General features: G+C 42.7%; 18 protein-coding genes. 5 read left to right on the forward strand and 13 right to left on the reverse strand.

Annotated features, from left to right (window positions below; all coding sequences use genetic code 11):
• Positions 1 to 316: 316 nt before the first annotated feature.
• The 11 genes from N7974_RS12925 to N7974_RS12975 all read right to left on the reverse strand — a co-directional run bounded on the left by N7974_RS12925 (position 317) and on the right by N7974_RS12975 (position 15,588).
• On the reverse strand, positions 317 to 1,279 hold the full coding sequence (locus tag N7974_RS12925; protein ID WP_262966019.1) for a GDP-mannose 4,6-dehydratase: 963 nt from the start codon (positions 1,277 to 1,279) through the stop codon (positions 317 to 319).
• A gap of 180 nt (positions 1,280 to 1,459) precedes the next feature.
• Positions 1,460 to 3,037, reverse strand: a complete 1,578-nt coding sequence (locus N7974_RS12930) for a hypothetical protein (protein WP_262966020.1) — start codon at positions 3,035 to 3,037, stop codon at positions 1,460 to 1,462.
• A 654-nt stretch (positions 3,038 to 3,691) separates the two neighbouring features.
• Positions 3,692 to 4,186: a GtrA family protein gene (locus N7974_RS12935; protein ID WP_262966021.1), complete on the reverse strand. Its 495-nt coding sequence runs from the start codon at positions 4,184 to 4,186 to the stop codon at positions 3,692 to 3,694.
• Entirely contained in the window at positions 4,173 to 5,135 is a 963-nt protein-coding gene (locus N7974_RS12940; RefSeq protein WP_262966022.1) for a glycosyltransferase, read from the reverse strand. Before N7974_RS12940 ends, N7974_RS12935 begins: the two co-directional genes overlap by 14 nt.
• Entirely contained in the window at positions 5,132 to 6,739 is a 1,608-nt protein-coding gene (locus N7974_RS12945) for a hypothetical protein (protein ID WP_262966023.1), read from the reverse strand. Before N7974_RS12945 ends, N7974_RS12940 begins: the two co-directional genes overlap by 4 nt.
• A gap of 116 nt (positions 6,740 to 6,855) precedes the next feature.
• The gene (locus tag N7974_RS12950; RefSeq protein ID WP_262966024.1) at positions 6,856 to 9,996 is read right to left on the reverse strand and encodes a glycosyltransferase; all 3,141 of its coding nucleotides are present in this window, start codon (positions 9,994 to 9,996) and stop codon (positions 6,856 to 6,858) included.
• Positions 9,997 to 10,003: 7 nt separating this feature from the next.
• Positions 10,004 to 10,696: a class I SAM-dependent methyltransferase gene (locus N7974_RS12955; protein ID WP_262966025.1), complete on the reverse strand. Its 693-nt coding sequence runs from the start codon at positions 10,694 to 10,696 to the stop codon at positions 10,004 to 10,006.
• Positions 10,693 to 12,057 carry an ABC transporter ATP-binding protein gene (locus N7974_RS12960; protein ID WP_262966026.1) on the reverse strand — a complete coding sequence of 455 codons (1,365 nt, stop codon included), beginning with the start codon at positions 12,055 to 12,057 and terminating at the stop codon, positions 10,693 to 10,695. Before N7974_RS12960 ends, N7974_RS12955 begins: the two co-directional genes overlap by 4 nt.
• A gap of 74 nt (positions 12,058 to 12,131) precedes the next feature.
• A complete protein-coding gene (locus N7974_RS12965) occupies positions 12,132 to 12,986 on the reverse strand; it encodes an ABC transporter permease (protein ID WP_262966027.1) in 855 nt (284 codons plus the stop codon).
• A gap of 1,046 nt (positions 12,987 to 14,032) precedes the next feature.
• Positions 14,033 to 15,073, reverse strand: coding sequence for an MJ1255/VC2487 family glycosyltransferase (locus N7974_RS12970; protein ID WP_262966028.1), 1,041 nt, complete (start codon positions 15,071 to 15,073; stop codon positions 14,033 to 14,035).
• A complete protein-coding gene (locus N7974_RS12975; protein ID WP_262966029.1) occupies positions 15,070 to 15,588 on the reverse strand; it encodes a phosphatase PAP2 family protein in 519 nt (172 codons plus the stop codon). Before N7974_RS12975 ends, N7974_RS12970 begins: the two co-directional genes overlap by 4 nt.
• A 584-nt stretch (positions 15,589 to 16,172) precedes the next feature.
• Here N7974_RS12975 and N7974_RS12980 point away from each other — a divergent pair.
• On the forward strand, positions 16,173 to 16,856 hold the full coding sequence (locus tag N7974_RS12980; protein WP_262966030.1) for a TVP38/TMEM64 family protein: 684 nt from the start codon (positions 16,173 to 16,175) through the stop codon (positions 16,854 to 16,856).
• A 292-nt stretch (positions 16,857 to 17,148) separates the two neighbouring features.
• Here the strand turns inward: N7974_RS12980 and asnB are convergent, their stop codons facing one another.
• Positions 17,149 to 19,017, reverse strand: a complete 1,869-nt coding sequence (asnB, locus tag N7974_RS12985) for an asparagine synthase (glutamine-hydrolyzing) (protein WP_262966031.1) — start codon at positions 19,015 to 19,017, stop codon at positions 17,149 to 17,151.
• Between the two features lies 1 nt (position 19,018).
• The gene (locus N7974_RS12990; protein WP_262966032.1) at positions 19,019 to 20,788 is read right to left on the reverse strand and encodes an ArnT family glycosyltransferase; all 1,770 of its coding nucleotides are present in this window, start codon (positions 20,786 to 20,788) and stop codon (positions 19,019 to 19,021) included.
• Between the two features lie 1,444 nt (positions 20,789 to 22,232).
• Here N7974_RS12990 and N7974_RS12995 point away from each other — a divergent pair.
• From N7974_RS12995 to N7974_RS13010, 4 genes are all read left to right on the forward strand, one after another.
• Positions 22,233 to 23,210: an AAA family ATPase gene (locus N7974_RS12995; protein ID WP_262966033.1), complete on the forward strand. Its 978-nt coding sequence runs from the start codon at positions 22,233 to 22,235 to the stop codon at positions 23,208 to 23,210.
• Entirely contained in the window at positions 23,210 to 24,139 is a 930-nt protein-coding gene (locus N7974_RS13000) for a DUF58 domain-containing protein (protein ID WP_262966034.1), read from the forward strand. The genes N7974_RS12995 and N7974_RS13000 overlap by 1 nt, the downstream gene beginning before the upstream one ends.
• Before the next feature lie 102 nt (positions 24,140 to 24,241).
• A complete protein-coding gene (locus tag N7974_RS13005; RefSeq protein WP_262966035.1) occupies positions 24,242 to 24,493 on the forward strand; it encodes a hypothetical protein in 252 nt (83 codons plus the stop codon).
• The gene (locus N7974_RS13010; protein WP_262966036.1) at positions 24,490 to 24,912 is read left to right on the forward strand and encodes a type II toxin-antitoxin system VapC family toxin; all 423 of its coding nucleotides are present in this window, start codon (positions 24,490 to 24,492) and stop codon (positions 24,910 to 24,912) included. The genes N7974_RS13005 and N7974_RS13010 overlap by 4 nt, the downstream gene beginning before the upstream one ends.
• Positions 24,913 to 24,985 lie beyond the last annotated feature (73 nt).

The raw sequence follows: 24,985 nt of genomic DNA on the forward strand, positions 1-24,985 counted from the left end.
TGAACTCCAGGCAATTTTTTTAAGCTTGCCAAAATACGAGTCCACTCTTCATCACTTAATTTTATCCGCTTCATTTCATTCAAAATGGCTTATTCTACCGGATTGGTGAAACGTCAACAGAACCTAGTCATTGTTGAAGATTTATAATTATAGCTTATTAGAAGTAGGTGCCGGAATATGATTCAATTTAGGCAACTCGCAATAAATAAGCCCTACCTTATAGTACTCATGCGCTTCTACAGAAATAAATTAAGGCAGTGACACTCCAAAATTGGACAATGATTGGGCAGGATATTTTCCACATCCCTTATTAACCTTATTTATTCGCTGATTGGTTGTCGCAGAGAATTTTGACTACGTCCCTCATTCGCTTGCTGGCCTGCCACCCAAGTATCTTTTTGGCTTTTTCCGGGTTCCCCTGGCTCCAGACAATTTCATTCGGCCGCATGAATTGGTCGCTTTGCAGGACATGTTCGGTCCAATCAAGTCCAAAGCATGCAAAAGCTTGACTCACAAAATCCTTAAGCGAATTAGTTTCCCCTGTAGCAATTACGAAGTCATCGGCGTGGTCAGCCTGAAGAATGCACCACATTGCCTCTACGTATTCAGGTGCCCAACCCCAGTCTCTTGAGATGCTCAAGTCACCCAACGTTAGCTTTTCTGATGATCCACATGAAATTCTATGGGCCGCCTGAACAACTTTTTGTGTTACAAAACGTGCCGGGCGAAGCTCGGATTCGTGATTAAACAAGATGCCGTTCGCGGCGAACATATTGTGGGCTTCACGGTAATTTCGTACCAGCCAGTGCGCCGCTGATTTAGCTACTGCGTAAGGGCTTACGGGATTAAAGGGTGTCTGTTCATCTGCTGGTATTCCACCGGTATCGCCAAAACATTCACTGGAGCCGGCATGATAAAATCTTGCCGGCAACTCCAGAAATCTGAGCGACTCAAGAATATTAAGAGTCCCGATGGTAATACTTTCAATGGTTTCTGAGGGTTGCTCAAAAGACAGGCCAACCGATGTTTGCCCGGCAAGGTGATAGATCTCATCCGGACGTGCTTTCGATATTGCTGTCAGTGTACTCTTGAAATCATGCGGTGCCATCGATAGTAAGTTGACCTGCCCTGAAATACCGAGTCGGGCTAGTGAATCAAATTTTGACGCCCCTGCATCCCTGGACGTGCCGAAAACCTGATAACCCTTGCTTACCAGTAATTGCGCAAGGTAGGCACCATCCTGACCACCAATACCGGTAATGAGTGCTGTTTTCGTCATTTCTTATTTTCCTATCAATTTTAATGCTGTTGAAGTTGTTAGTGCTCGGTGAAATACCATGTTCTGGCTCTAATGCTGCTGTCAATAGTTTTAAGCATAAATAATCAATATGTTAAATGAACAAGAAGGCTTTATTCCATTTGACGGTGATGTTACCAGAATATTAAAGTTTTATTGTAATTACTTTCTATTATCAGCAAGATAGGTTGCAGATAGGGGGTATTTAATTAACACTTGAAGCCGGTATTTTTCAATAATATTCGTATTTTTATCATGCTCGTAATAATAGTCATGAAAACCATCTGAGCCGCTCCTGTTAGCGGGTGGTTTTATCCAATCCATTTTCCAGTATTTAATATAGTAATTTATGCTGGGCTCAAAAAACCAATCTATTCCCAGAGTGATTTTCGTGCTGGTGTTTGCCAGATTACTTGATTGTGTTTTCAATAAAGCCATTGCTTCTTTGGTCGATGCTTCATATTGCCAGTCTAAATAATATTTAAAATTAACGCATAAAAGAAAGTGGAGAGCAAGCACAAATCCTGAAAAATAGACGGGCAAAATCAGTAGCCACGAACGCTTTATAGTTTCCATTTGGCCAGGCAGACTAATCAACAAAAGTAATAATAAAGGGATAAAAAAAATGGCTCTTCTATCAGTTAAATAAGCGATCCCTAAAACATGATGCTGAATGATGCTGATTACAGAACTGATAATAATAAATCCCAAGAAAATCTGCGGGTAGTAGTGGGAGGACACGGCATTTTTTCTTTGCCTCAACCCTGTATATATCGTTAAAGACAGAGCTAGCACGATAAGCCAATACCCATATTTTGGGCTATCAAAAAGATACATTTTTCCATAGATTGTCTTTTTAATGATACTTCCTATAGTGTTAACTGAAAATCCATCAGTACCCCCTATTGCAAAAAGCTTTTGTGCATTTATTTTTCTTATAGGGATCGTGCAGGTAAGAAGCAAAAATGAAATAGAGGGTATAAAAAATAGCGAAAAATCTTTTGTTAGGTCTCGCAACAATCCTAATAGAGAAGTGCTGTCTGTACGGCATCTAATTCGCAAGTTAGACTCAATTAAAAAGCAAATAATCAGGCATGAGAAATAAGGTAGCAAAAAGGATAAATTTGCCGTTACGGCTAAGGCAAACATTAAAGTAGATAAAATTGCAGTTTTTGAGCGAGTCAAATTAACAGATTTGCCATACCCGCTGAGTAAGAAATATAACCCCATCATCATAAAACCCAAGCCCAGTGAATATCCTCTTGCAATGGAGAAAAAATCCATTAAATAAGGATGAAAAGCCAGTAATAAAGCCCCGAGTATTATTAATGATTTTTTAGCAACCAGCATCAACAACAGATAGCATGCGCTTAAATATAATGAGTATCCAAAAAGGCTGGGTAGCCTTATACAAAGCTCATTTTCACCAAAAATACTGGTACTTAGCTTTACAAGTAACGTATGGAGTAGGTGGTTATTATCAGGAAGAAGTCCTTGGTGGGTTTTGAAGAGAAATATCTGAGAAACAGAACCGGAAACATGCCAAGACAGCGTCACGGCTTCATCATGTGTCATCGACAGTAGCCAAGCCCGTATACATGCACAAATAAACGCGGCGACCATGATAAGCACAGTAGTCAGCTTGTAAAAGTCTTTAGGGATTAGAATACTGTAAAATGGGGTGTAAATTTTCGGTGCTGGCCGCTCGAAACCTTGCAATGGATAGTTATCTTTGGCCATATTGTTAATACTTCATAAAAAAAGAACCTGATTGGGTTGGAAATATTTTTAAATCAATAAGTTAAGTCGATCGTGAGACATCTCGCCAAATGTCATACTATTATAGGTAATTTCTATAATTCGTTTTCTTGAAGTAAAAAATTGTTTCAGGCCTTCGTTGTTTTTCTGGAAGTGAAATGAGCAGGTGAGTGGTCGAAAATATACTCTGCGCGGTTACGGATACGGAAAACAGAAACACATTAACCCTTTGTAATATATGGTGTTAAGAAAATTTAAGAATCCGTAATAGTGACCGCGCGGAGTATAGTTCCTAGAAGTGGGGCAAGGCAGAGGTGTTTTCACAAAGCGTTTTGTACATACAGTCTTTCAGAAATTAAATTTCCAAATCTAACAGTAAAAAGTTTTTAAAATTAATGTTGTTTTGCACGATAGTTAGAAGTTATTTATCTGAAGGTCTATAGTGAAAAATGTCGAAGCGCGATAAACAACGTCGATTCATTACGTGCAAGATACTGAATATCCCCTTGTTGGGTACTCAGAGAGTAAGGCTGGATGGTTGGGGTCGCCGGAAGGCATATAATGGCAGCGTATTTTTGTTTCCTACAAGCAGCAAGAGCTCGTAGGGGAAGAATAGAAAATAGCGACTCCCCGAACTTACGATAGTTTGAAAATAAAGTATTTTGCGAAAATAAAGTTGAACATCATACCGGCACCACTGCCTGCAGCAACTCCCCATACGGGTTGTGCGGCGACATTTTCCATGGTGGTTACCAGCGAGGCATAAAGCAGATAATTTACGGCGCCGCCTCCCATCATAACTGTTAGATAGCGGGCGAATTCAGAACACAGGGACAGACCTGACATGCGTCCCTTGAACGTTAGTTGTCGATTGAGGAGCCAGGTAACAATCACTGCGCAAAAGAAAGAAGCTGCACGGCCCCAATAAATGCCAATATCTGCTTTTACCAGATACAGAACGCCTACATCAACAGCAAAAGCAATTCCGCCAACGAAAGCAAATAATATCAGCTCTTTTAATAGTCGTTTATTCTTTAACAGTCGTTCATTTTTTAATAGTCGTTTATTTTTTAATAATCGTTCATTTTTCAACCGTCGTTTATTTTTCAACAGTCGTTTATTTTTTAACAATTGGCAGACCTTGAATAGATAAATAAGCAATACGCCGTAATTCATGGCGGCCTCTGGTGACGGTATCCAGTACAAAACCACACACAAGCGCCAATTGAGCGGACAGCATCAGGCCAACACTAAGAATGGCGGTCGGGAAGCGAGGTACAAGTCCGCTTCCAATATATTCAATAAATAGGGGGAAAGCTAAAAAAACAGAAATACTGGCGAGAATTAATCCGATAATGCTAAAAAACTCAAGTGGCCGTTCAATCATATACAGGCGCATAATTGTTTTGAGAATGCGCAGACCATCGCGATATGTCGATAACTTGCTACTTGAGCCATCGGGACGAGCACCATAAGGCGTTTCGATTTCTCCGAAAGGCATGCGTAACTCAAGTGCATGAATAGTCAGTTCTGTTTCAGTCTCAAAGCCCGTTGTCAGTGCGGGAAACGATTTTACATAACGTCTTGAAAATGCCCGATAACCGGACAACATGTCAGAAAATTGACCGCCAAAAATATGACGTACCGTGCCGGTAATTATTCTGTTACCAAATCGATGCCCGCGCCTGTAGTTTTCAGCTTCTCCTGCATCAATACGACAACCAATAACCATATCCAAATGGTCATTCAAGAGCTTATCAACTAATTTAGGAGCAAAACTTGCATCGTAGGTTGAATCGCCATCTACCATTAGGTAGATATCTGCTTCAATATCGGCAAACATTCTTCTTACTACATTACCCTTGCCCTTTTGAGAAACATGTACGACTCTGGCACCTGCTGAATCCGCGACTTCCGATGTACGGTCGGTGGAGTTATTATCAAAAACGTAAATAATACTTTCCGGTAACTCTTTTTTGAAGTCGGCAACAACTTTTGCAATGGCCAGTTCTTCGTTGTAGCAGGGGATTATTACGGCGATACGAAAATCTGTTATGGATGAATTAGTTAATTGTTTCATTTATTGTTCTCTGCTTTATTTACTTCACAATAGGTGTATTCAGATTTTACTGAACCAAGGTATACCGCCAGATGATTACAGCTAGTGCTGTTTAGGTAGAGATCAAGATTCGCCAAGCCTGCTTTCGCAAGATCCATCATGGCAGGAGTGTCTGACTCAAAAACAAGGAAGCTTTTGCCATCCCGATCTTTTGTTAATATTTTGGCCCGTTGCCAGTAAGCTTCCGAAACAGGGATATTGGATCCTATTTGAATAAAGGGAGCCTTTATATCCAGTGCAGGAATAATCCAGGCCAAAGGTTGCCCTACAAGGTAAACAGCTGCGGGTTCGGGGCCTGTAGAAATCGGGTTCGCTTCAACATGGTATATGGTTTCTGACCATGGAGAATGTCCCCAATCCGGGAAGCCTCGTGAGTTAAACGTGGTAATCATAACGATAAAAAAAAGTGCCCCCGCTCTGGAAAACGGACTGTTAAAAAAATTACCAATGGTAATAAATAACAGCAAAGGAATCAGGATTTCAATGGGGATAAGGTATCGGTATATTCCGAACATGTTTAGCCATAGTAAGTAACTGATGCTAAAAAATGCTACCAGAAAACTAACTTCTGAACTCCAGGGACGTTGCTCATGGCCGGTATTAAACAGTTTTACAACTCTGCTGGCTAATAAGCTTAAGGTTGCAACATAGGCAAAAAGCCAGCTGATCTGCTCATATTTTAATTCGGAAGCTCTATATGGATTGACTGTAATAATAGCGGGGTAGAAAATCTTTTCAAAAATAGTTTTGAGTAAAAAACGACCATCGTGAATTGGCACAAGCTTTGCAAGTTCCCCATGAAAAATATGATTAAACTGGGGGAATAAAGGATTTCCAAAGGTGCTCCAGACAGTAAACATCCAATAGCCACCCGTTGCCAGAAGGCCAACCAGGACGGATACGCCAAAAATAAATGCGATTTTTAAACGTGTGATCCAGCTTACCGGGAGTACAAAAAAAGACAGGCAAATAGATAGTGCGTAGATTGAAATGACCAGCTTTAAGCCACAGCCTGTTCCGATCAATAAGCCAGAGCATAATATCAGGGCGATAGTCGGATGTTTGTTATCACTAAGTGAGCCGGCAAAAGAAATAGCAAGCCATAGCGACAAAAGTACAAACAGAGTGATCAGGCTGTCATTCATCATTGTCCCGACTTCTGATAGAAAGCCAACTGACAGCACACCAGCCAATGCGAGAAGCAGCGAGTAAATGTTGCTTAACTTATGTTTGCCCAGAACATTACCTGATATTTTGTAGACCAGGATGAAATTTAAACCTTGAATAAAACCAAGCAGAAAACCAACCGTTTGGGGACTAAGATGGGATATGGCTATAAAATAGACGACGTCCAAAAATGGGTTGAAATAGGTTTGTAGCCCGGCTGGTGCAAGATCGAGACTGAGACGATCGTTCAAGTAAGCGTAGGAATTGTATAAATGATAGTTTAGTAGATCCCAGCTCATATCCTGACCCAGCTTTACTGAATATAGTCCGAATGCCAGTGGAATCAGCAATGAAAAAAGCCAGCCAAGTGATCGGTTTAAAGTGGTTGAAAGTGCCATATAAGGTTATTTTAATTTTTGCCTTTAGAATGAACAAATAATTGTTCACCTATAAAATGATTGAGTATTGGTAGTTGTATATATTTTCACGTCCATTGCTATTGATCGCATAGTTGCTAATTTGATCGATACAATGAAAGGGGGGCAGAGCCCCGTACAGAATCAAAATTTAATTCACTCAGTATTTCTGCCAATATTTTCCAGGCCGCTTCAGCGCCCCAAGCATTTTCTGCAAACTCCAGGCTGTTATGGCTGATTTGATTCCAGAGCATTTCATCTTGATAGAGTTTTACAATCATATCGGCAAATTTTGCGGCATCCTCTGCAACGAGAATGTTTTCACCATCGGTTAGGGACATACCTTCTGTGGCCAGCGGTGTTGCCACAACAGGTAAGCCTACCGCCATTGCTGACCCGATCTTACCTTTTATGCCGGCACCGAAGCGTAGTGGTGCAACCGAGATACGCATCTTGTCGAATAATATATTCAGGTCTTCGATAAAGCCGGTGATGATGATATCTTCAGACCCCAATGCTTGTATATTGACCGGTGGATTACTGCCGACTGCATAGAAACGTACTCCTGGTAAGCGTTGGCGCAGTTGCGGCATAATTTCAGATACGAAAAACTGCACCGCATCGATATTGGGCGCATGTTGAAAGCTGCCAACAAAAATGATGTCTTTGCGTTCGTTAAATGGTTTATTCGTTCCCGGGACATCCATAATCAGCGGGAATACATGAAGCTTGGCAGCCGGTAATTCAGGGCTAAGAAGTTCAAGCTCGGCAGTGCTAACGACAATCGAAGCATCGGATGCACGGATGGCCGCCAGTTCACGCTCTTTCATTTCTATGGCTGCTTGTTGTTTGGCTTCATCGGCATGAAGTTCGGCTTCACGAGACATGCGCAGAAAGTGCAGATCCACTGTGTGGAAAAGTACTTTGGCTTTGGGGCAAAGTGTGTGAATGGTTTTTAGATGACGTTCAACAACGGTTGGACGAAACAGGAGTGCCAGATCATAACGGTCGCCGCAATCCTTTAAATGCTGCTCAACGTTGGTGTAGTAAGGTGCATAAAGCACCTCTATGCCGACGCGTTGAAGGGCCGTGGTATATTCCGGCATATACAGAAAGTTGTCTTCAGGTATAAAAGTCACCTGAAAGCCCATCTCTCTTAGCAAGAGCAACAAATTAAAGCTGATTACTGAACCTGCATCCTGGTTGGGCGTAGGTGTGCAATGATCAATTACCAAAACACGGCGCGTTGCACGGCGATCTTTTTCATTATCTACATTCGTGCCATTAGGTTGGTGAGTTTGTAGGCGATTTCTCCAGCGTTCAAAAAGCTTTTTCGTATTTTCAATTTGATAAGCTTTTGTACCTTGTGTTGTGTCAGTACCTGACGTGATACCTTCATAATGTATAACGGTTGATAACGGCTGATAGATGACACGATAGCCCTTGTCACGAATTTTAAGCGCTAGGTCACAGTCTTCACAGTAGGCGGGGAGATAGTGTTCGTCAAAGCCGCCGAGTTCATCGAATAACACTTTAGGCACCAGAATTGAGGCGCCTGAGCAGTAATCGACTTCTCTGGCATAGTTATAAACGGGAAGCAATGGGTCTTGAAAACGTCCAAAATTCCACGCACTGCCATCTTGCCAAATGATGCCGCCCGCTTCTTGTAATCTTCCATCGGGATAAACGAGTTTGGAGCCTGCCAGTCCGGTACCCGGAAATTCCTGAAAAGTCTGTAACAGTTCATCCAGCCATCCCGGCATAACTTGTGTATCGTTATTGAGAAAATACAGGTAGTCGCCTTTAGCGACATTGACGGCAGCGTTACATGAGCGAATGAAACCTTGATTTTGTTCGTTACAAATTAGCCGAATACCTTGAACATTGGCCAGCAGCTCTATTGAATTATCAGGCGAACAATCGTCCACGATAATTACTTCGAATGCTACCTGAGGTTGATTCTCCGCAATGGATGCCAGGCAACGTAGCGTGTAATCAATTTGGCCATAAACAGGAATAATAACGGAGACTATCGGGTTTTGCGAGGCAGGTATTACCAGCATTTTTGCAAAATCAGTTGGATTGCCAATTTGCTGCATAACGGGTAGAACCAGAGCAGGAAAGGATGGCAAAAGACTACTGCTGACTAATAACAGATTAGGGAAATACTTTGCCAGTACGTTTCTATGCGCCTCTTTGGTTTGATAGCTCAAGGGCAGCGCTTGGTACCATTGTTTTAGCAAAGGTAAACCCTTCATTAAATACCGTTGTACCTGGAGTTTTGGGGTTAAAAGCCAACGCTTCGCTTCACGAATGGGCAAAGTGATTCGCCAGGAAGTGCTGGATATTATGTGCGCTATTTCTTCACTGCGATCGGTTAGGGATTGGTTGAGAGTGTCTATGGTTTGATTAAGGGTATCTATGGTTTGATTAAGGGCAACTATTTGCTCATCGCGTTCAGCCAAAGTGATTCCAAGCGATTGCGCCCACTTCGAAAAACCCACATAGTGTTTAACCAAATCCAGCTTGTCCGGGTAAATGACTGATGAATCAATAGCAGGTAATTTAGCATTGTGTGTTCCACAGACTGCCACAAAGTAAACCGGTTCTGCCAAATGTCCAGTATTCGGCTTTAAGTGATTACCATCATCATGCCACGCGCGAAAGTTAGGCTGACCTCCTTCAAGAGGCTGAAGAACAGAACCCATTAATATACGCTGACCAAAATATTCAATAGTCGGGAATTGCACTTTTAGTAAATCATCAAACTCTTTGAAATCAAGCTCTTTAACATGAAATTCATTATGTTCGCCGCTCTCTTCAGAATAGACAGGCCGATTGGGAGAAGAAATCACCAGTAATCCATCTGTACGTAGCACTCGTCTTATCTCTGAAAGCATAAGGGCTTGCTCGGCCAAGTGCTCAATGGTTTCGAAGGAAACCACAACATCAAATGAAGCGTCATCAAAATCGAGAGCTGTCACGCTACCCTGACGAAACAGTAGATTGGCTTTTGTATAAGTGGCTGAGGCATGTTGAACGGCTTCATCTGAAATATCCACTCCAACAACTGAACGCGCAGCATCGGCCATAAAAAATGACCCATAACCTTCGCCGCATGCCACATCCAGGATATCTTTTTCTTTCACTATATCCAATACCACTGCATAACGATGATAATGTTCAAGGCGTATTCGGCCTTGTTCAGTCGGGATAAAGCGTTCGCCAGTAAATTTCATAAAAAACCTATTTTCTTGCAATTAATACCAGCGCAGCCGGATATTCGAATGAAAAAATTTCGCAGGAACAAAAACCAGCCTTCAAAACAGTTTGCCAGATATCTGCACCAAACTCCGAGCAAACTACTTGATCATCGGCAGGTACACCTGATTGACCGTGATAACTTGGAGCTAGACCGACACGTGAGCGGGTCATACGATCGACAATGATTGGAACCGTAAAAATACATTTTCCATTTTTACGCAACACCCTGCGGCATTCAGAGAGGGCTCTCTCTGGATTAGGCACATGTTCCAAGGTATCGGAATGGATAACCAAGTCAAAACTCTCAGATTCAATATCTAGATTAAGCATATCGAACTGTGGATACTCGATTAACTTATGCGATGGTAGACTTTTGAAGAATGAAGTTAGGTTACCTGCAGTATTTATCTCAAGAATTCTTATGTCGCTAAATGACTCGCAGAATTGTTTTAACGTTCCATAGAACCCAATCTCTCGAAGAATAGCTGTTGATAAACCCATTGCACGCAAATTGTTATGACAGGATTTACAGTGAAGCCCTTGTTGTCGATTAATATAGGCAGTTTCATCTTCAGACAATTGCCATGCATTAATGAGATCGGGCCAGAGGACCGGGTCTGCTAATAACTCTTTTTCTCCACAAACTGGGCATGGACCGGAAAAAAGCGGCATCATTGAGCTACCAAAGTAATTTTTTTCATTGGGATTCCTATTAGGCCAAAACAAACTGAGCTCGCATGTACTCGGACAATCATAGCATCATGCATCCAATGATGCTGAACATGACTCTCTTGTGATCCGTCAGCAAGGGCAACTCCTATGCTATAGTCGCCACTAGGTAACACCGGCAGTCGAAACTCAAAGCGAGCCATAATTTCAGATCCTGTTTCTACGACTAACGGATTATTGTTATAAACAAGAAAGGTGTTGTCAGCGAAAATCACTTGCCCAAGACGATCTTTGAATTGAAAACCGATGATGGGGCTCTGAAGATTTTTGTATGCCATACACCGAATTTCGACAATGATATTTTCTCCGCCAACGATCCATGATAAGGGTGCACCGTCTTGATCAAGAAGTCGCACCGATACTATTTTTGCGTCACCGGTACCAAAGCCTTCCTGATCGGATTTAAATTGAAAGACTTCGATGTCATTGCGCAAGGTAGAGGCATTGATTAGAGTTTCGCGCATGTCACGGTATTCACTCAGGTCTGCGGCTTTATTAACGGATACCGGGGGGGCGTTTGTTGAAATTCCGTCGACCTCCTGGTTTGCTTCGTAAAGGGTGGCGAGATAGTGCTCAATCACCTCTTTTGGCGTGCCTGTTTCAGCAACTTGCCCGTGATTTAGTAAAACGGCTTTATTGCATAAATTAACGACGGCAACGGTATCATGACTAACAAATAATACGGTTCCGGTTTTCATGAATTCACGCAAAAAACGCATACACTTTTGGGTGAAAAATGCATCACCTACGGCTAATGCTTCATCAACTATCAGAATATCCGCATCCACATGCGCAATGACTGCAAATGCCAAGCGCACCATCATTCCGCTGGAATAAGTTTTAACCGGCTGCTCAATAAAGTCGCCAATATCAGCAAAAACAACGATGTTGTCAAAACGCGCGTCGATTTCTTTGTTACTTAAGCCCAATACCGAAGCATTCATATACACGTTTTCACGCCCGGTAAATTCGGGATTAAAGCCGGAGCCAAGTTCCAGTAAGGCTGCTATGCGACCATAGGTTTCAACGCTGCCAGTGGTCGGATTAAGAGTGCCGCAGATCATTTGCAGGAGGGTAGATTTTCCGCTGCCATTACGTCCGATAATGCCGACAGTCTCGCCTTTTTTAACTTCAAAGGAAACGTCTTTAAGTGCCCAGAACTCGTGAAAATATTGTTTAGGTGTCTGCCAGGTTAAACGTTGCAAACGTGGGGCGATAAATTGCTTAAGCCGATCCCGCGGATTGTCGTAGATTTGGTAGCATTTACTGAGGTTTTGAACTTTGATGGCGATGTCGGTTTTACTCATTTAGTTAATCCGTTTTCATCGACTGGTTTTGATTTTGTAATTGCCATATCAGGTTAATTGCGGCACAACCGTTTTTAAAGGACATCAGCGAAACCTTTTCTGGTTTTTTGGAATAAAGCATAGCCCGCCCAGGCAATAATAGTAGCTGCAAGGGTATAAACCCCCAATCCTGCCCAATCAGGTAAATGACCCCAGATGAGCACTTCTCGTGCCTGTTCAATAATAAAGGTCAGCGGGTTAGCCATGATGAATGGACGAAATCTTTCCGGCACAGCAGTTACCGGGTAAAAAACAGGAGACAGAAACATTAAAACGGTGGTGATGATACCGATAGTTTGTCCAACGTCACGCAAAAAGACACCTATGGATGCCAGTATCCAGGCAAGTCCGGTGGTGAGAATAATCAGTGGCAGTAATACCAGGGGTGTAAAAACGGCTGTCCATTGCAAATAACCGTTAAAAAGCGCAAAGGCTGCCAGCAGTACGCACAGACTGATAAAGCTATGGAATAATGCGGCTCCCATGGCAATGATAGGGAGGATTTCCAGGGGAAATACCACTTTCTTGACGTAATTGACGTTGGCAAGGATGAGTGACGGTGCGCGATTAAGGACCTCACTAAACAGACTCAATACAATCATGCCGACAAACAGCACGACGGCAAATTGCGTCTTGCTGTCTTCACCACCCACGCCGCTCCAGCGGGATTTGAAAATCTCAGAGAATACGAAGGTATAAACGACCAGCATAAATACAGGGTTAAAGAACGACCAGGCCAGGCCCATGGCAGAACCTTTATAACGGCCGACGACTTCGCGTTTGGTCATTTGCGCAATAAGCTGGCGATTGTGCCAAAGACTTTTTGTCAGTGCCATAGGTGATGTGAGGGCGGCTGCATGAGGGTTGATGGCTGTTGATGCGTTACTCATGCAGCATTCTCTGTTTTTATTAACGATTTAGCTGACGTGATTGTAATCATTCTATATCCCTCAAAAAGTTTTTCTGCGCAATAATGTTTGCTGAGTATGAGTGCATTTTTATGAAAATCCGATAAGTCTGAATATCAACCAGAGCAATTATGACTGCTTTCAAACACCATTGTTGGCGCGTTATCTGATTAAACCGGCAATTTTAACCTATATATAGTAAGGCTTACAAGCCAACAGCAATTCTCGTTAAGGCTATAACCTATTCAATTTCGGACTTTGGAAAAAGGGTATCATTCATTCATTCATTCAATTATTTATTTATCGATGAATATCAGCAAAAATCATTTTGGCCAAACCGCCACTTAAGTTAATCATGCATAATTATAAAGGATGTTGAATATCCTGCTTAAATTTTTGCCCATGCATGCAATAAACACATTAAAGAAAAAAAGCAATAAGAAAAATATCAGAGTTAGGTGCGGTGTACAATCGGCTTTCGATTCTGCGCCTAAATTTAGAAAGCAGATGTCTTTAAATTGGCTGATTGCTGTTTCTACAGATAAGTTGTTTAATTCAAAGAGTAACCAAGCTATAGACTTTCAGATAAATAATTTCGATGCTAACGGATACCATTCCTTCAAGGGATGTTATCCGTACGGGCTCAAAATTTAATGTAATGGAAACTTAATTTCTGAAAGGCCATACGATAAACGGATATAGAGTAAATACAATATCGTAGCGAAGAAAAGTGAACAGTTCATGGCGACTTAAAAATTTATTATGGCCGAATGTGAGTGCAAGGATTTTTGAGAAAATGGGGCTATTTATTTAAACTAATGTTACGCAGTGGTTTATCGTAATTCCTTTTCCTGCGTCGAGTGTCAACGCTTTTAACAGGGGCAGCTCGTCAGGAGCTTGACAAGGATGCCATACGTTATCAAAGGGACGGAAGTCCTTTTTGGCAAACACCTGTTAAAAGTGAGGGACATAGGGTTAAGCGGTAATCTGATCAAAAAAATCTATCGCGACAATAATACTAAAACCGGCTAGTTATTAATGTGCTGGACTTCAACAGTACTCCAAATATCCTCAATAAAATCAGGCTCCATTTCGGGCATATCGTTCTGTATCCAGTTAACCAATACTTTAGCGATATTGGGGTAAGTGATGCGGATGGCGTGGCTGTCGTGCAGCCATTGTTCAATAACTGAAATATCCATATCATGCATGGTTTGACCATAACCCAGTTGCTTTAAAGCTGCCGCATTGGATATTTGTTCCATTTGTGCATGTAACGGTTTGGCCAGAATTTTTTTGCCTAACTGCAGTGCTTCACTGGCCAGTTCAAATCCGGCGTTGCTAATAATACCTGAACAATCATACACATCTTTCTGAAATCCCTCGCGTGAGAGTGGGTTGCAAATAATATGGTCAAATTTTGAATGGGCCAGTTCAGGTGAGTAGAGATGAAACTCAAAATTTTCAAAGGGTGCCAACAGTTTGATAACTTTCTGTTGGTCTTCAAAAGGAAGATAGACAACAATTTTATTATTGATAATATTTTTGGGAGTTTCTGGCGTGTCAATAATGGGCGGCAAAATGGGCTGACCAAAATGATGCCAGTGTAAGCCGACGCCAGTATCGGCAGGCGCAAAATATTTCATGACTTGATTGGCGATAGGATCAGATCCGGCTCTGGGAATCTTATGGTTAAATGCGTATTGATGACCAATGCCTAAAACCGGCTTTTTTTGGTTTTTTGCAGCCCATGCGGTAACCGGTTCAAAGTCGCTGATAACCAGATCATAACCGCTTAAATCCAATGCTTTTACATCTTTTATAAAGGTGACGGGTTTGGCTTCGAAAGCTGTTTTTAGATAATTAACCTGTCCCTTATCGGTATTAAAGGTTAAACCGCTACGCACTTGGTAACCATTAAAAATATCCATATCAAAATATTTATCGGCCGGGCGGCCGGTAAATTGAAAGGTAACGTCAATCCCGGCGGCATAGAGTTCTTTTGCCATAACTCTTGCGCGTGTGATGTGGCCGTTTCCTGTTCCTTGTACGCCATAAAAAATTTTCATATTTGTCCCAAACTAAAAAGTGCTACGCTGATACCCAAAAGAAGCCCAACCAAAATATCGGTCGGAAAATGTACGCCCAGTACTACTCGAGAACAGCCGACCGCTGTTGCCCAGCAATAAAGCGGGATTAATAAAGCCGGGAAATAATACCCAAGTAAGGTTGCCATCATGAAAGCGGCTGATGTATGGCCGGATGGAAAACTGAATTGATCTGATGGAGTAATAATGCTGTGAAAATTTTGTAACGCTGCTTCAGGACGGTTACGTTTCAAGCCGTTTTTTAATATAAAGTAAACCGGTCTTTCTATTAAAAATGCCAGTAAAACCGCGTGTAGAAGCGGACTTTCTATACCTTCATAACAAAACAAAAATCCTGCGATTAATAAATATAACGAGCCATCGCCGGTTTTTGACAGGTATCGGCTGGTTTGCGTTAAGGCAGTGTGCGCTCTGGTATTAATTAACCAGGTGAACATGAAAACGTCGTATTTATGGATTGAATAGAGCAGTTTCATTTTTTTATCCTCTGATAAAGAATAGTTCTGCAAAAGTCACTATCGAGCTATTGCAGTAATGAAAATCGTAGATTTTCATTGGTATTTGTTTTTGGCTATCAGGTCAAAGAGTAAAACTCTTTTGTGACAAAAAAATGAAAGTTTGTTTAAGATTCTGTGACAATGCGGTTTAATGGCAACAGTGGCATTAAACACGAGCTGATTTAGAGGTTTTTCGGAGCAGGGTGTTTTTTTAAAGCGTTAATGAATACGGTTTTTATAGCCGCAGAAGCTGCATTTTTGTTTATCGTAACAATGCCAAGAGTAGGTAATTATTTCTTTTAAGCAAATATTTACTTCCACGGTAATGGCAACGGCTGTAAGCTTGTGTGTTAGAATAAGCCTGTTTTTTCAATGGGATGTGACTTTGTTAGTCGCTTGGGCTGTATGCCAGGTCTTCAGTTGCCAGCCAATATACTGATTCAGGAAGTTATATCGAACCACTATGGAATAGATGTGGTAGTTTACCGAAACGGTTTTTTCTCTAGCGCCATTTAATGGGCTCTGCTATCAAGATGTTTTTTAATTATTTTTTCAGGTGAGTTGTGACTGCATCAACCAGTACGTTGTCCAAAAAAATCGCGATGGGTTTACTGCTTGTTGTGGTGATTGGTTGTAGTTATTTAATCTACTCCATGCCGCTAAAAGAGGTGTTAAACCAGAGCCAGCAAATTAAATTATGGTTGGCTACAACCGGTTATGCCGGACCGGCAATATTTACCCTTGCAGCTGCGTTGCTTACCGCTGTTGGTATGCCCAGATTGCTTTTATGTACACTGGCCGGAGTGGTCTTCGGCTTTGCCTGGGGATTTGTTTGGAGCCACTTTGGAACATTGCTGGGGGCTTATGGCACTTTTATTTTTACCCGCTGGAGTGGGCGTGAGTTTGTTCAGCAAAAATTTCCAAAAATCATTGCATTGTCGCAATCTACTCACGCCCGGGGATGGCGCTCGGTATTATTTATGCGGCAATTGCCAATTAGTGGTCTTTATAACGATATCTTGTTAGGACTGAGCTCCGTTAGTCACTGTGATTTTTGGATAGGTAGCACGTTGGGCTTTCTTCCTTTGGGGGTGACGGCAACACTCATCGGTGCTGGCGCCATACAAGCTGATATATCGCATCTGGCACAATATTTAGGTATCGCTGCCTGCGCTTTCTTTTTATTGACCCTGTCATTGAAGTGGATTCTGGCTCAGCGGCAACGCAAAAATGCGAGCCTAAGTTAGGAGACTGTTCGACTACAAAATATGTATTAATTTAAGTTAAGTCTTGTAGGAGCGGGCCATGCCCGCGATGAAGAAGAAGCTAAAACCATGCATTACAACTCAAATATCGCGGGCATGGCCCGCTCCTACGGTGGTATTGTGACAAACCTTACAGAAAATAATATCGCTTAATCAATGAGGGTATCTATAGAGCCATAAATTAATTACGTAGGGCGTGCCATGCGTGCCTTAGCTTTAAAGGCGCGCATGGCACGCCCTACAGAAAGTAATGTCGCTTAATCAACTTCGGACTCTATATATTTGTCGACTCGGACTCAACTTCAGATACCCACTCCAGCCATTCGCTAAGAACACACAGCGTCCAGATCGCCCGGGCATGATCAGCTTTACGTTGCATATGTTCTTGCAATAACTCCACTGCAACGTAACGATTAACACCGACCTGATCCAGCAGCGGCGACGATAATTTTGATTTTGCCCATTCATAAAGCGGTTCGCGCAACCAACTGCTTAAAGGCACAGAAAGCCCGCGTTTTTTACGATGCACGATATCCGCAGGCAGATAGCGTAGCGCATATTGTTTTAAAAAAACTTTGGTTTGTAGCCGGTTAATACGTTCTTTTTCCGGTAGGGTCGCGGCAAATTCCATGACTTCCTTATCAAGAAACGGTGCTCGCAGTTCCAATGCCGATTTCATGCTGGCACGGTCTGCCTTGGTCAATAGCCCTTCCGCCAGTGAAGTTTCCAGGTCGTGCTGTTGAAGTCGGTCCAGCATTTCTGTTGATAAATAATCATGTCTGGTAATTAACGGTGGTGTTACGCCAAGACGATTTAAAATCGCTGGAGAAATACAGGACGTCCAGAGTATATGGCGACCCAGAAAGTTGAGCTCATCACCCTGAATAAAGCGTTTAAGCAGGAAGGGGATGGTGACTTTCTTGTCACTGGCGGGCCAGCCTTCTACGACACGTCTAACCAGTGTCCTGACTGAACCGGGCAGCCGCGCATAATAGCCGGCAAGATTTGCGCCAAAGTAGGTTGGATAGCCGCCGAAAAGTTCATCCGCACCTTCGCCAACCAGCGCTACGCGGACATCCTGCGCGGCACGACTGGCCAAAAGCGCACTGGGAACCCAAGCAGGATCGGCTAGTGGTTCGCCAACTTGCCGAACGAGTTTGGCGATAGTCGGCGGAAAATCTTCCGGGCGCACCCAAACGGGTACGAACTCGACACCCAACGTATTCGCTACTTGCTCGGCATAATGTCCTTCGTCATAGGATGCTTCAGTAAAACGAAGACTATAGGCTTTCAAGGTTTTTTCCGGACGAATGGCTCGGGTAACGGCGGTAATTAAAGAAGAATCGAGGCCACCGCTTAAAAACAGGCCAAAATCGACATCAACTTCGCTTTGCCTGCGCACTGATTCCCGAAAAATATCGTCGAACGCGTCCAAAGAACCGGTTTTTTTGCTTGTGTTAACAGCGTTCCAGCTCCAGTAATGCCGGCGTTGAATGCCGCTGGTATCCAGGGTAAGAACTTCTCCCGGCAACACTTTTTGAATATTTTTAAAAGGCGTTTCAGGAGCGACAAAAAAACCTGCTTGTAAGTAACTGTGGACGGCATTATTACTGACAGTAAAGTCATGTTTACCTGGCGATACCAGTGCGGCTATCAGCGAGGCAAAAGCAATAACTCCGTCATTAATCGAGAAGAACAGCGGGCGTTCGCCAGCCCGATCGCGGGCAAGCAACAGCTTTTTGGTACGCGGATCCCAGATAGCGATGGCAAAGGCTCCCTTGAGCCGTTCTACAAAGGCATCGCCCAGTTCCAGGTACATCGCGGGAATGACAGCAACGTCGGTACTTTGCTCAACAGTTCGGCCCCGCTCAAGTAGCCATTCCCGTAGTTCAAGGTGATTATCAATCTCGCCATTGCAGGCCATCATAACCCCGCTGTCACGGTCAATAATCGGTTGTTTGCCGTCACTTAAGCCACGAATGGCCAGTCGGGTCATCCCGAAAAGTGCCGAATGATCACCGTCAATCCCTGTATCATCAGGGCCTCGATGCATCAATGCATCAATCATTTTGTTAACTTGTTGTGGGATGACGTCGTCGTCAACGATCCCTTCCAGCATAACTAAACCACAGATACCGCACATATTAGTTCCCTGTTGGCGTGGGCAGTAGAACTGCCGAGTATTTGGAATTAAGATTGATGACTTCAACGCCGCGCTTCAGCGCAATTGCTTTAAGCGCTGCCAACTGGTTTTTATCAGCAAGCAAATAGACCGGGTGAGTGCGCGTGGCAAGCCAGGCATGGGCTTGCGCTATCGGTACGATGCCTTCTGGCCAAGGTTTGTCAGAATTTAGCGTGAATATGACATAGTTGCTGGTCAGTTCATTACCGTCACGGCTTAGGACCGTCACCAGGCGTTTGAGATAAAATGGTAGGCCATTGGGCAGGCATTCTATACAAACCAGTTCGGTGGTCGGCGGCAGAGTTGCCGAGATTTTTTCTGCCAGACTACGTGCCGAGCGCGTCTCCGCATAAATAGATAACGTATTAAAATTAATGGTCAACAACAGCAGGGGAAAACTGATAAATGCCGCAAATATAACGCGCGTGTTTCGACTCCAGAGTGCACATATCGAAAGTAGGGCAACGAAAGCAAAGGATAGTGCCAAGGGTAGAATCGCAGGTATAAAAGGATCAAAGAGTTCCTGTTTGGACGTGAGTCTGCTTTTAAGTAGCTCGGGATCAAAAGCAATAGCGCCCAATAATAAAGCTGCCAGGGCGCTAAATAGTAGTAACGGCATGGTTCCATGCCAAACAACGCGTGCTGCCTGTCCTGTTGTGTCGTTCATTGCCTTGCCAAAAACACGTGCGGTCAGGACGCCAAGAGCCACTACTGCCGTGAGAATATAGCCGGGTAATTTTGATTGTGAAATAGAGAAAAATACGACGACAACAACGGCCCAGACAATAAACAGGCGATCAGCGCGAGACCAGCTTTTCCTTTTTTTCCAGGCAACAACGATAGACTCGGGTAGCAGGAAGCTCCAGGCAAAAAAAGTACCTAAAATAATGGGTGCATAGTAATAAAAAGGAGCCGTCCGATGAAATTCAGTCGTAGTAAAGCGGGCAATGGATTCTCTCATAATCCCGTAATAAGGAAAGTCAGGGCGCAGAATCGACAGACCGATGAACCATGGCAGCACAATGGCCAAAAAAACTGCCCAATTGCGGAGCGTAAAAGCACGCTTCATGGCACTCAATCTTCCTTCAAAGCCATTAAAGATGGCAATGACCAGCGTCGGGATAATAAATCCTACCGGGCCTTTAATCAGCGTGGCAATCCCCGCACATAAGGCACCTATCAGATACCAACGAACACGCTGTTTTTCTTCGTACTCCTCGGCCAGAAAACAGGCAAAAATGGTGCAGCTAACAAAAAATGCCAGCGACATGTCGAAAATAACAAATCTTGAAAACGCAATGTAAAGCGGTGTCGTGGTTATGATTAGCATGGCCAGCATGGCGGTGCGCAGGTCATACATTTTCCGGCAAAACAGAAATACTGCTACGACCAGTGAAAAACCAAAGAAAGCGGAAGAAAGTCTGGCAACGGCTTCCGATTCTCCAAACAGTGAAAAAGATAAGGCAATAGTTTTGAAATAAAAGGCTGGCTTATCCAGATAAGCCAATCCGTCATAGGTAGGGACCAGCCAGGAACCGGATTGACTCATTTCCCTGGCTACTTCTGCATTACGCCCTTCATCAGGTGATAATAATGGCCATCCTCCCAAGCGACCGAACAACATATAGATACTGATAATAAAGATAAAAACCAGAATCCAGCGACTTTGCTTGATAGAGGATATGTCGTCATTACCGGCAGAACGATTTGTTTGGGGAGAGAAAAAAGTCATCGTTATATTTAATGTCTATGTAGGGAGGTTAACCAGGAATGGCAAGTAATGGTGCTGATTTTCGTGTTGAGGAAGTTACCTCGCAGGCAACTTGTTTATCGTAGTAGCTCGGATTACCAATCCGGAGCTGACGACCTCTTTCGATTAATTGCATTGTTACCAAGCCAAACTAAAATCGGTCAATATTACCATAGGCTGCATAGGGCGTCGACTAACGACCCTTAAGCAGCGTATAAAATATAGGGTGGGTAACGCTTTTTTACACGCCATTTTGGTGCGATTGCTTTAATTTCGGGTAGGCACAAAAAGCATGTTCACCCTACCAGACTGCATTAATCGGCAACGTAGGCAGATTTTTCTCACCAGAAATTAATATTTAGATTTTCAGAAATTAAATTTCCAATACACGTCGCTGTAAGATCATGCAGACAACATTCCTTCAAGGGCATAGGTTTATACACAACTTAAAGCTGCAAAAAGTAGTAACAGATATCATCTGTATAAAAAGCTAATAGACATCGATCCGTATCTGGTAAAGCGTTATCAATAGTTGGTAATCGGGCATTCCAACGCCACCGATACTTTGAGTAAGGGCTTACGGGCATTGTCCAATAAAATTAGCGGTTTTGCCATTACCCAGTCGGCGTGGCGTTTTTATAAAAATTCCGGTGTAACCTTGACGAAACTGCATGAGCCTTTATTACTTTCGGCCCATGAAGTCATTGCTAGGCATTGTAATAACCATGCCTTATGCATACATGATTGGTTATGCTTGAATTACTAAAACATGGCAGTAAATTGGATAAATACTAGATAACGCGCGATGTAAAACCAATTCAGAAGCAATAGAAAAAATCAGTAGTTCCTGATGGAACCATTGCCGTACGACTGGTGGTGAGATGCATTTTATCGGACACTGGCAAAATACTTGCCGAATGCTTACTAATGACCAATGTGGTTGCGGTTTTAGGTACTGGATGCTTAGCTCAGCATGTTTTATTGCCTACAATATAAGTTAGTCGAGGGACAGATTGGGTTTTATAGTGTCGGATTTTGGAATGATTAAAGATTACAGTTATTATGATCCAGGCTTTAAATTAAAGTTGATTAACCACGAAGACAAGAAGAAGCTTTGTATCTTCGTGGTGATAATATTTTACGGTTTTTTGAGAATTGACTTCTTAATTAATGACAAGTTACGACTTATATCCGGTTAGAATAGGGAGCATTTTAGTAAAAGATGGTAATTATTCGGTCCCTCATCTTTTTTAAAGGTAGGAAGTGAATACTTAATAATAAATGGTTTATGAGATTGCGTAAGCAGCCGGGAGTCTTTTTAAGCTGGCTTTTCGGTAAGCGGGGTAAAATATTTAAGGTATAACGCTTTTGTACTATGGATTAACAAATAACTATTATCATGTCAGAACATAACAGCAAAACAAAAATGACTAAAGACACTACTCAAGCCTCGTTAATCAAGTTAAAAAATTATATTAATCAAGAAATTATTGGTCAGGATGTGCTTGTTGAAAGGATGCTCATTGGCTTATTAGCCGATGGTCATATTCTGGTTGAAGGCGCGCCGGGACTGGCTAAAACCAGAGCAATCAATGTTTTGAGTAAAGGTATTCGCGGCGATTTTCATCGGGTTCAATTTACTCCCGATTTATTACCTGCTGATTTAACCGGAACTGAAATTTATCGACCCCAGCAAGGTACTTTTGAATTTCAAAAAGGCCCGTTGTTTCATAATCTGATACTGGCTGATGAAATTAACCGCTCACCGGCAAAAGTACAGGCGGCGTTATTGGAAGCCATGGCCGAGCGGCAAATAACCGTTGGTCAGGCAACTTATCCCTTACCACAATTATTTATGGTGATGGCAACGCAAAATCCTATCGAACAGGAAGGTACTTATCCCTTACCTGAAGCGCAACTGGATCGTTTTTTATTGCATGTAAAAGTTGATTACCCGAAGGCTGAACATGAAAAAAGCATTTTGCATCTGGCCAGATCAGAAGCCCGTTCAGATTCATCGAAAAGTACTGAGAAATTTGAGCCGATAAGCCAAAGTACCTTGTTTGAGGCACGTAATGAAGTGCTGGATATTTACATGGCGGAAAGCCTTGAAGATTATTTACTGCAAATCATACTGGCAACCCGTAATCCCGGGGCTTACGGAAAAGACCTGGCATCATGGCTACAATATGGTGCCAGTCCCAGAGCCAGTATTGCTTTGGATCGCTGTTCCAGAGCCAAGGCCTGGTTATCACAACGGGATTTTGTCGGGCCTGAAGATATTCAGGATATTGCCTTTGACGTGTTGCGGCATCGCCTGATTTTGTCTTATGAAGCCGAAGCCGAAGGTATTACTACGGATCATTTTATTAAAGAACTGATTTCCAGGATTGCTGTACCTTGATGCTTTTTAATAAACAGGAGATTGCTGCTGACGAACGGGTTTCTGTCACTTTGAAGACGCTGATTGATTTGGCAAGACCTGCCGGCGGTTTAACGTTGCAGCATAGCCAGAAACGTTCCGGGCAAAGCGGTGGTTATATGTCCCGCTTTAAAGGTCGCGGCATGGAGTTTGACGAGGCCCGTTTATATCAACCAGGCGATGATATTCGTAGTATTGACTGGCGAGTGACTGCGCGTACCGGAAAAACGCATACCAAGGTGTTTAGGGAAGAACGTGAAAGGCCGGTATTTATTTCTGTAGATAACCGTCGCACCATGCACTTTGCTACACGCGGCGTTTTTAAATCGGTATTGGCGGCAAAATTGGCCGGCTTGTTGGCGTGGACAGCCGAGCATCATGGTGACCGGATAGGCGGACAGCTATTTTATGAACAGGAATGCCGTGAGTTAAAGCCGCAAAATGGCCGGCATGCGGTGTTACGTTTTTTAAATGCGATTGTTTCCAGAGGGGATTCCAAAGGGCGGGTCAGCCAGTTGTCAACGGAAGTTATTCCTATCATTACCCTGGAACAGGTCTTGGCCAGATTAACGCAACATGCACGCCCCGGCAGTCTGGTTTATATTATCAGTGATTTTCGTGGTATTAATGAACAGGCCGAAACGCATATAGCAAAGCTGTCCCGACATTGTGAAGTGGTGTTGATTTTTGTCTATGATCCACTGGAAAGCAGTTTGCCCGTTAAAGGTCGCTATCGTTTTACTGATGATACGCGCGATGTGGTTATTGACACCAGTGATCAGGAGCGGCTGTCAAGTTATCAACAGCGCTTTGCCCAACGCTTGCAACGCTTGGAATTACTGGCTAAAAGAAGAAGTATTGCCGTCATTCAATGCAGTACTACCGAAGACCCGATACAATCTTTAAGATAATTTTAAGTAAGAGATTCGTTCTTAATTCAGGATTGATAATGACCTTACAGCCTCCTATGATGAAAAAATCGAATAAAGCTTGGCAACTACAAAGGAAACTTTATGCAAACCATAGCATTTGAAGCTCAAATTAATGAAGGTATTATTCATTTGCCGCAGGCCTATCGGCATTGGCATGAAGGACAAAAAGTAAAAATTATTGTTTTAAGCGAAGATGAAAATCAGGCAGTTACGGCCGAAAATAAAAACAATGTATCTTGTTTGGATATGATTCAGGCGGAAGTGGGTGTTATTGTCGATGCTCCCAAGGATTTATCGTCAAATCCGGAATATATGAAAGGCTACGGTGAATGAAACAACAAGTAATTGTTGATACCGGTGTGTTGGTTGCGATTCTTAATAAGAACGACAGTTACCATGGTTGGGCTATCCAACAATTTGCCAATATACAGCCGCCTTTGCTAACGTGTGAAGCAATAATTTCTGAAGCCTGTTTTTTACTCAGGCGCTATCAACAATCTAACTTACTGTTGCAATGGTTGGAAAAAGGCGTTTTATCATTGCCATTTAGTTTACAAAATGAAATACAGCCACTTAACATATTATTGAAAAAATATAGCGATGTTCCCATGTCATTAGCGGATGGATGCCTGGTCAGGCTGGCCGAAGTTTATCCGCAAAGCCAAATTTTAACGTTGGACAGTGATTTTAAAGTTTATCGTAAAAACGGTAATCAGCTTATTTCGTTAATATTCCCGGACATAATTGAGTAAGATGTAATTTACACCATATTACATGGTTTTAAATTGTGCATAAAACGCATAAATACTTAATAAACTGAAATAA

The sequence above is a fragment of the Methylobacter psychrophilus genome (assembly GCF_025583945.1).
GTDB lineage: Bacteria > Pseudomonadota > Gammaproteobacteria > Methylococcales > Methylomonadaceae > Methylobacter_C > Methylobacter_C psychrophilus.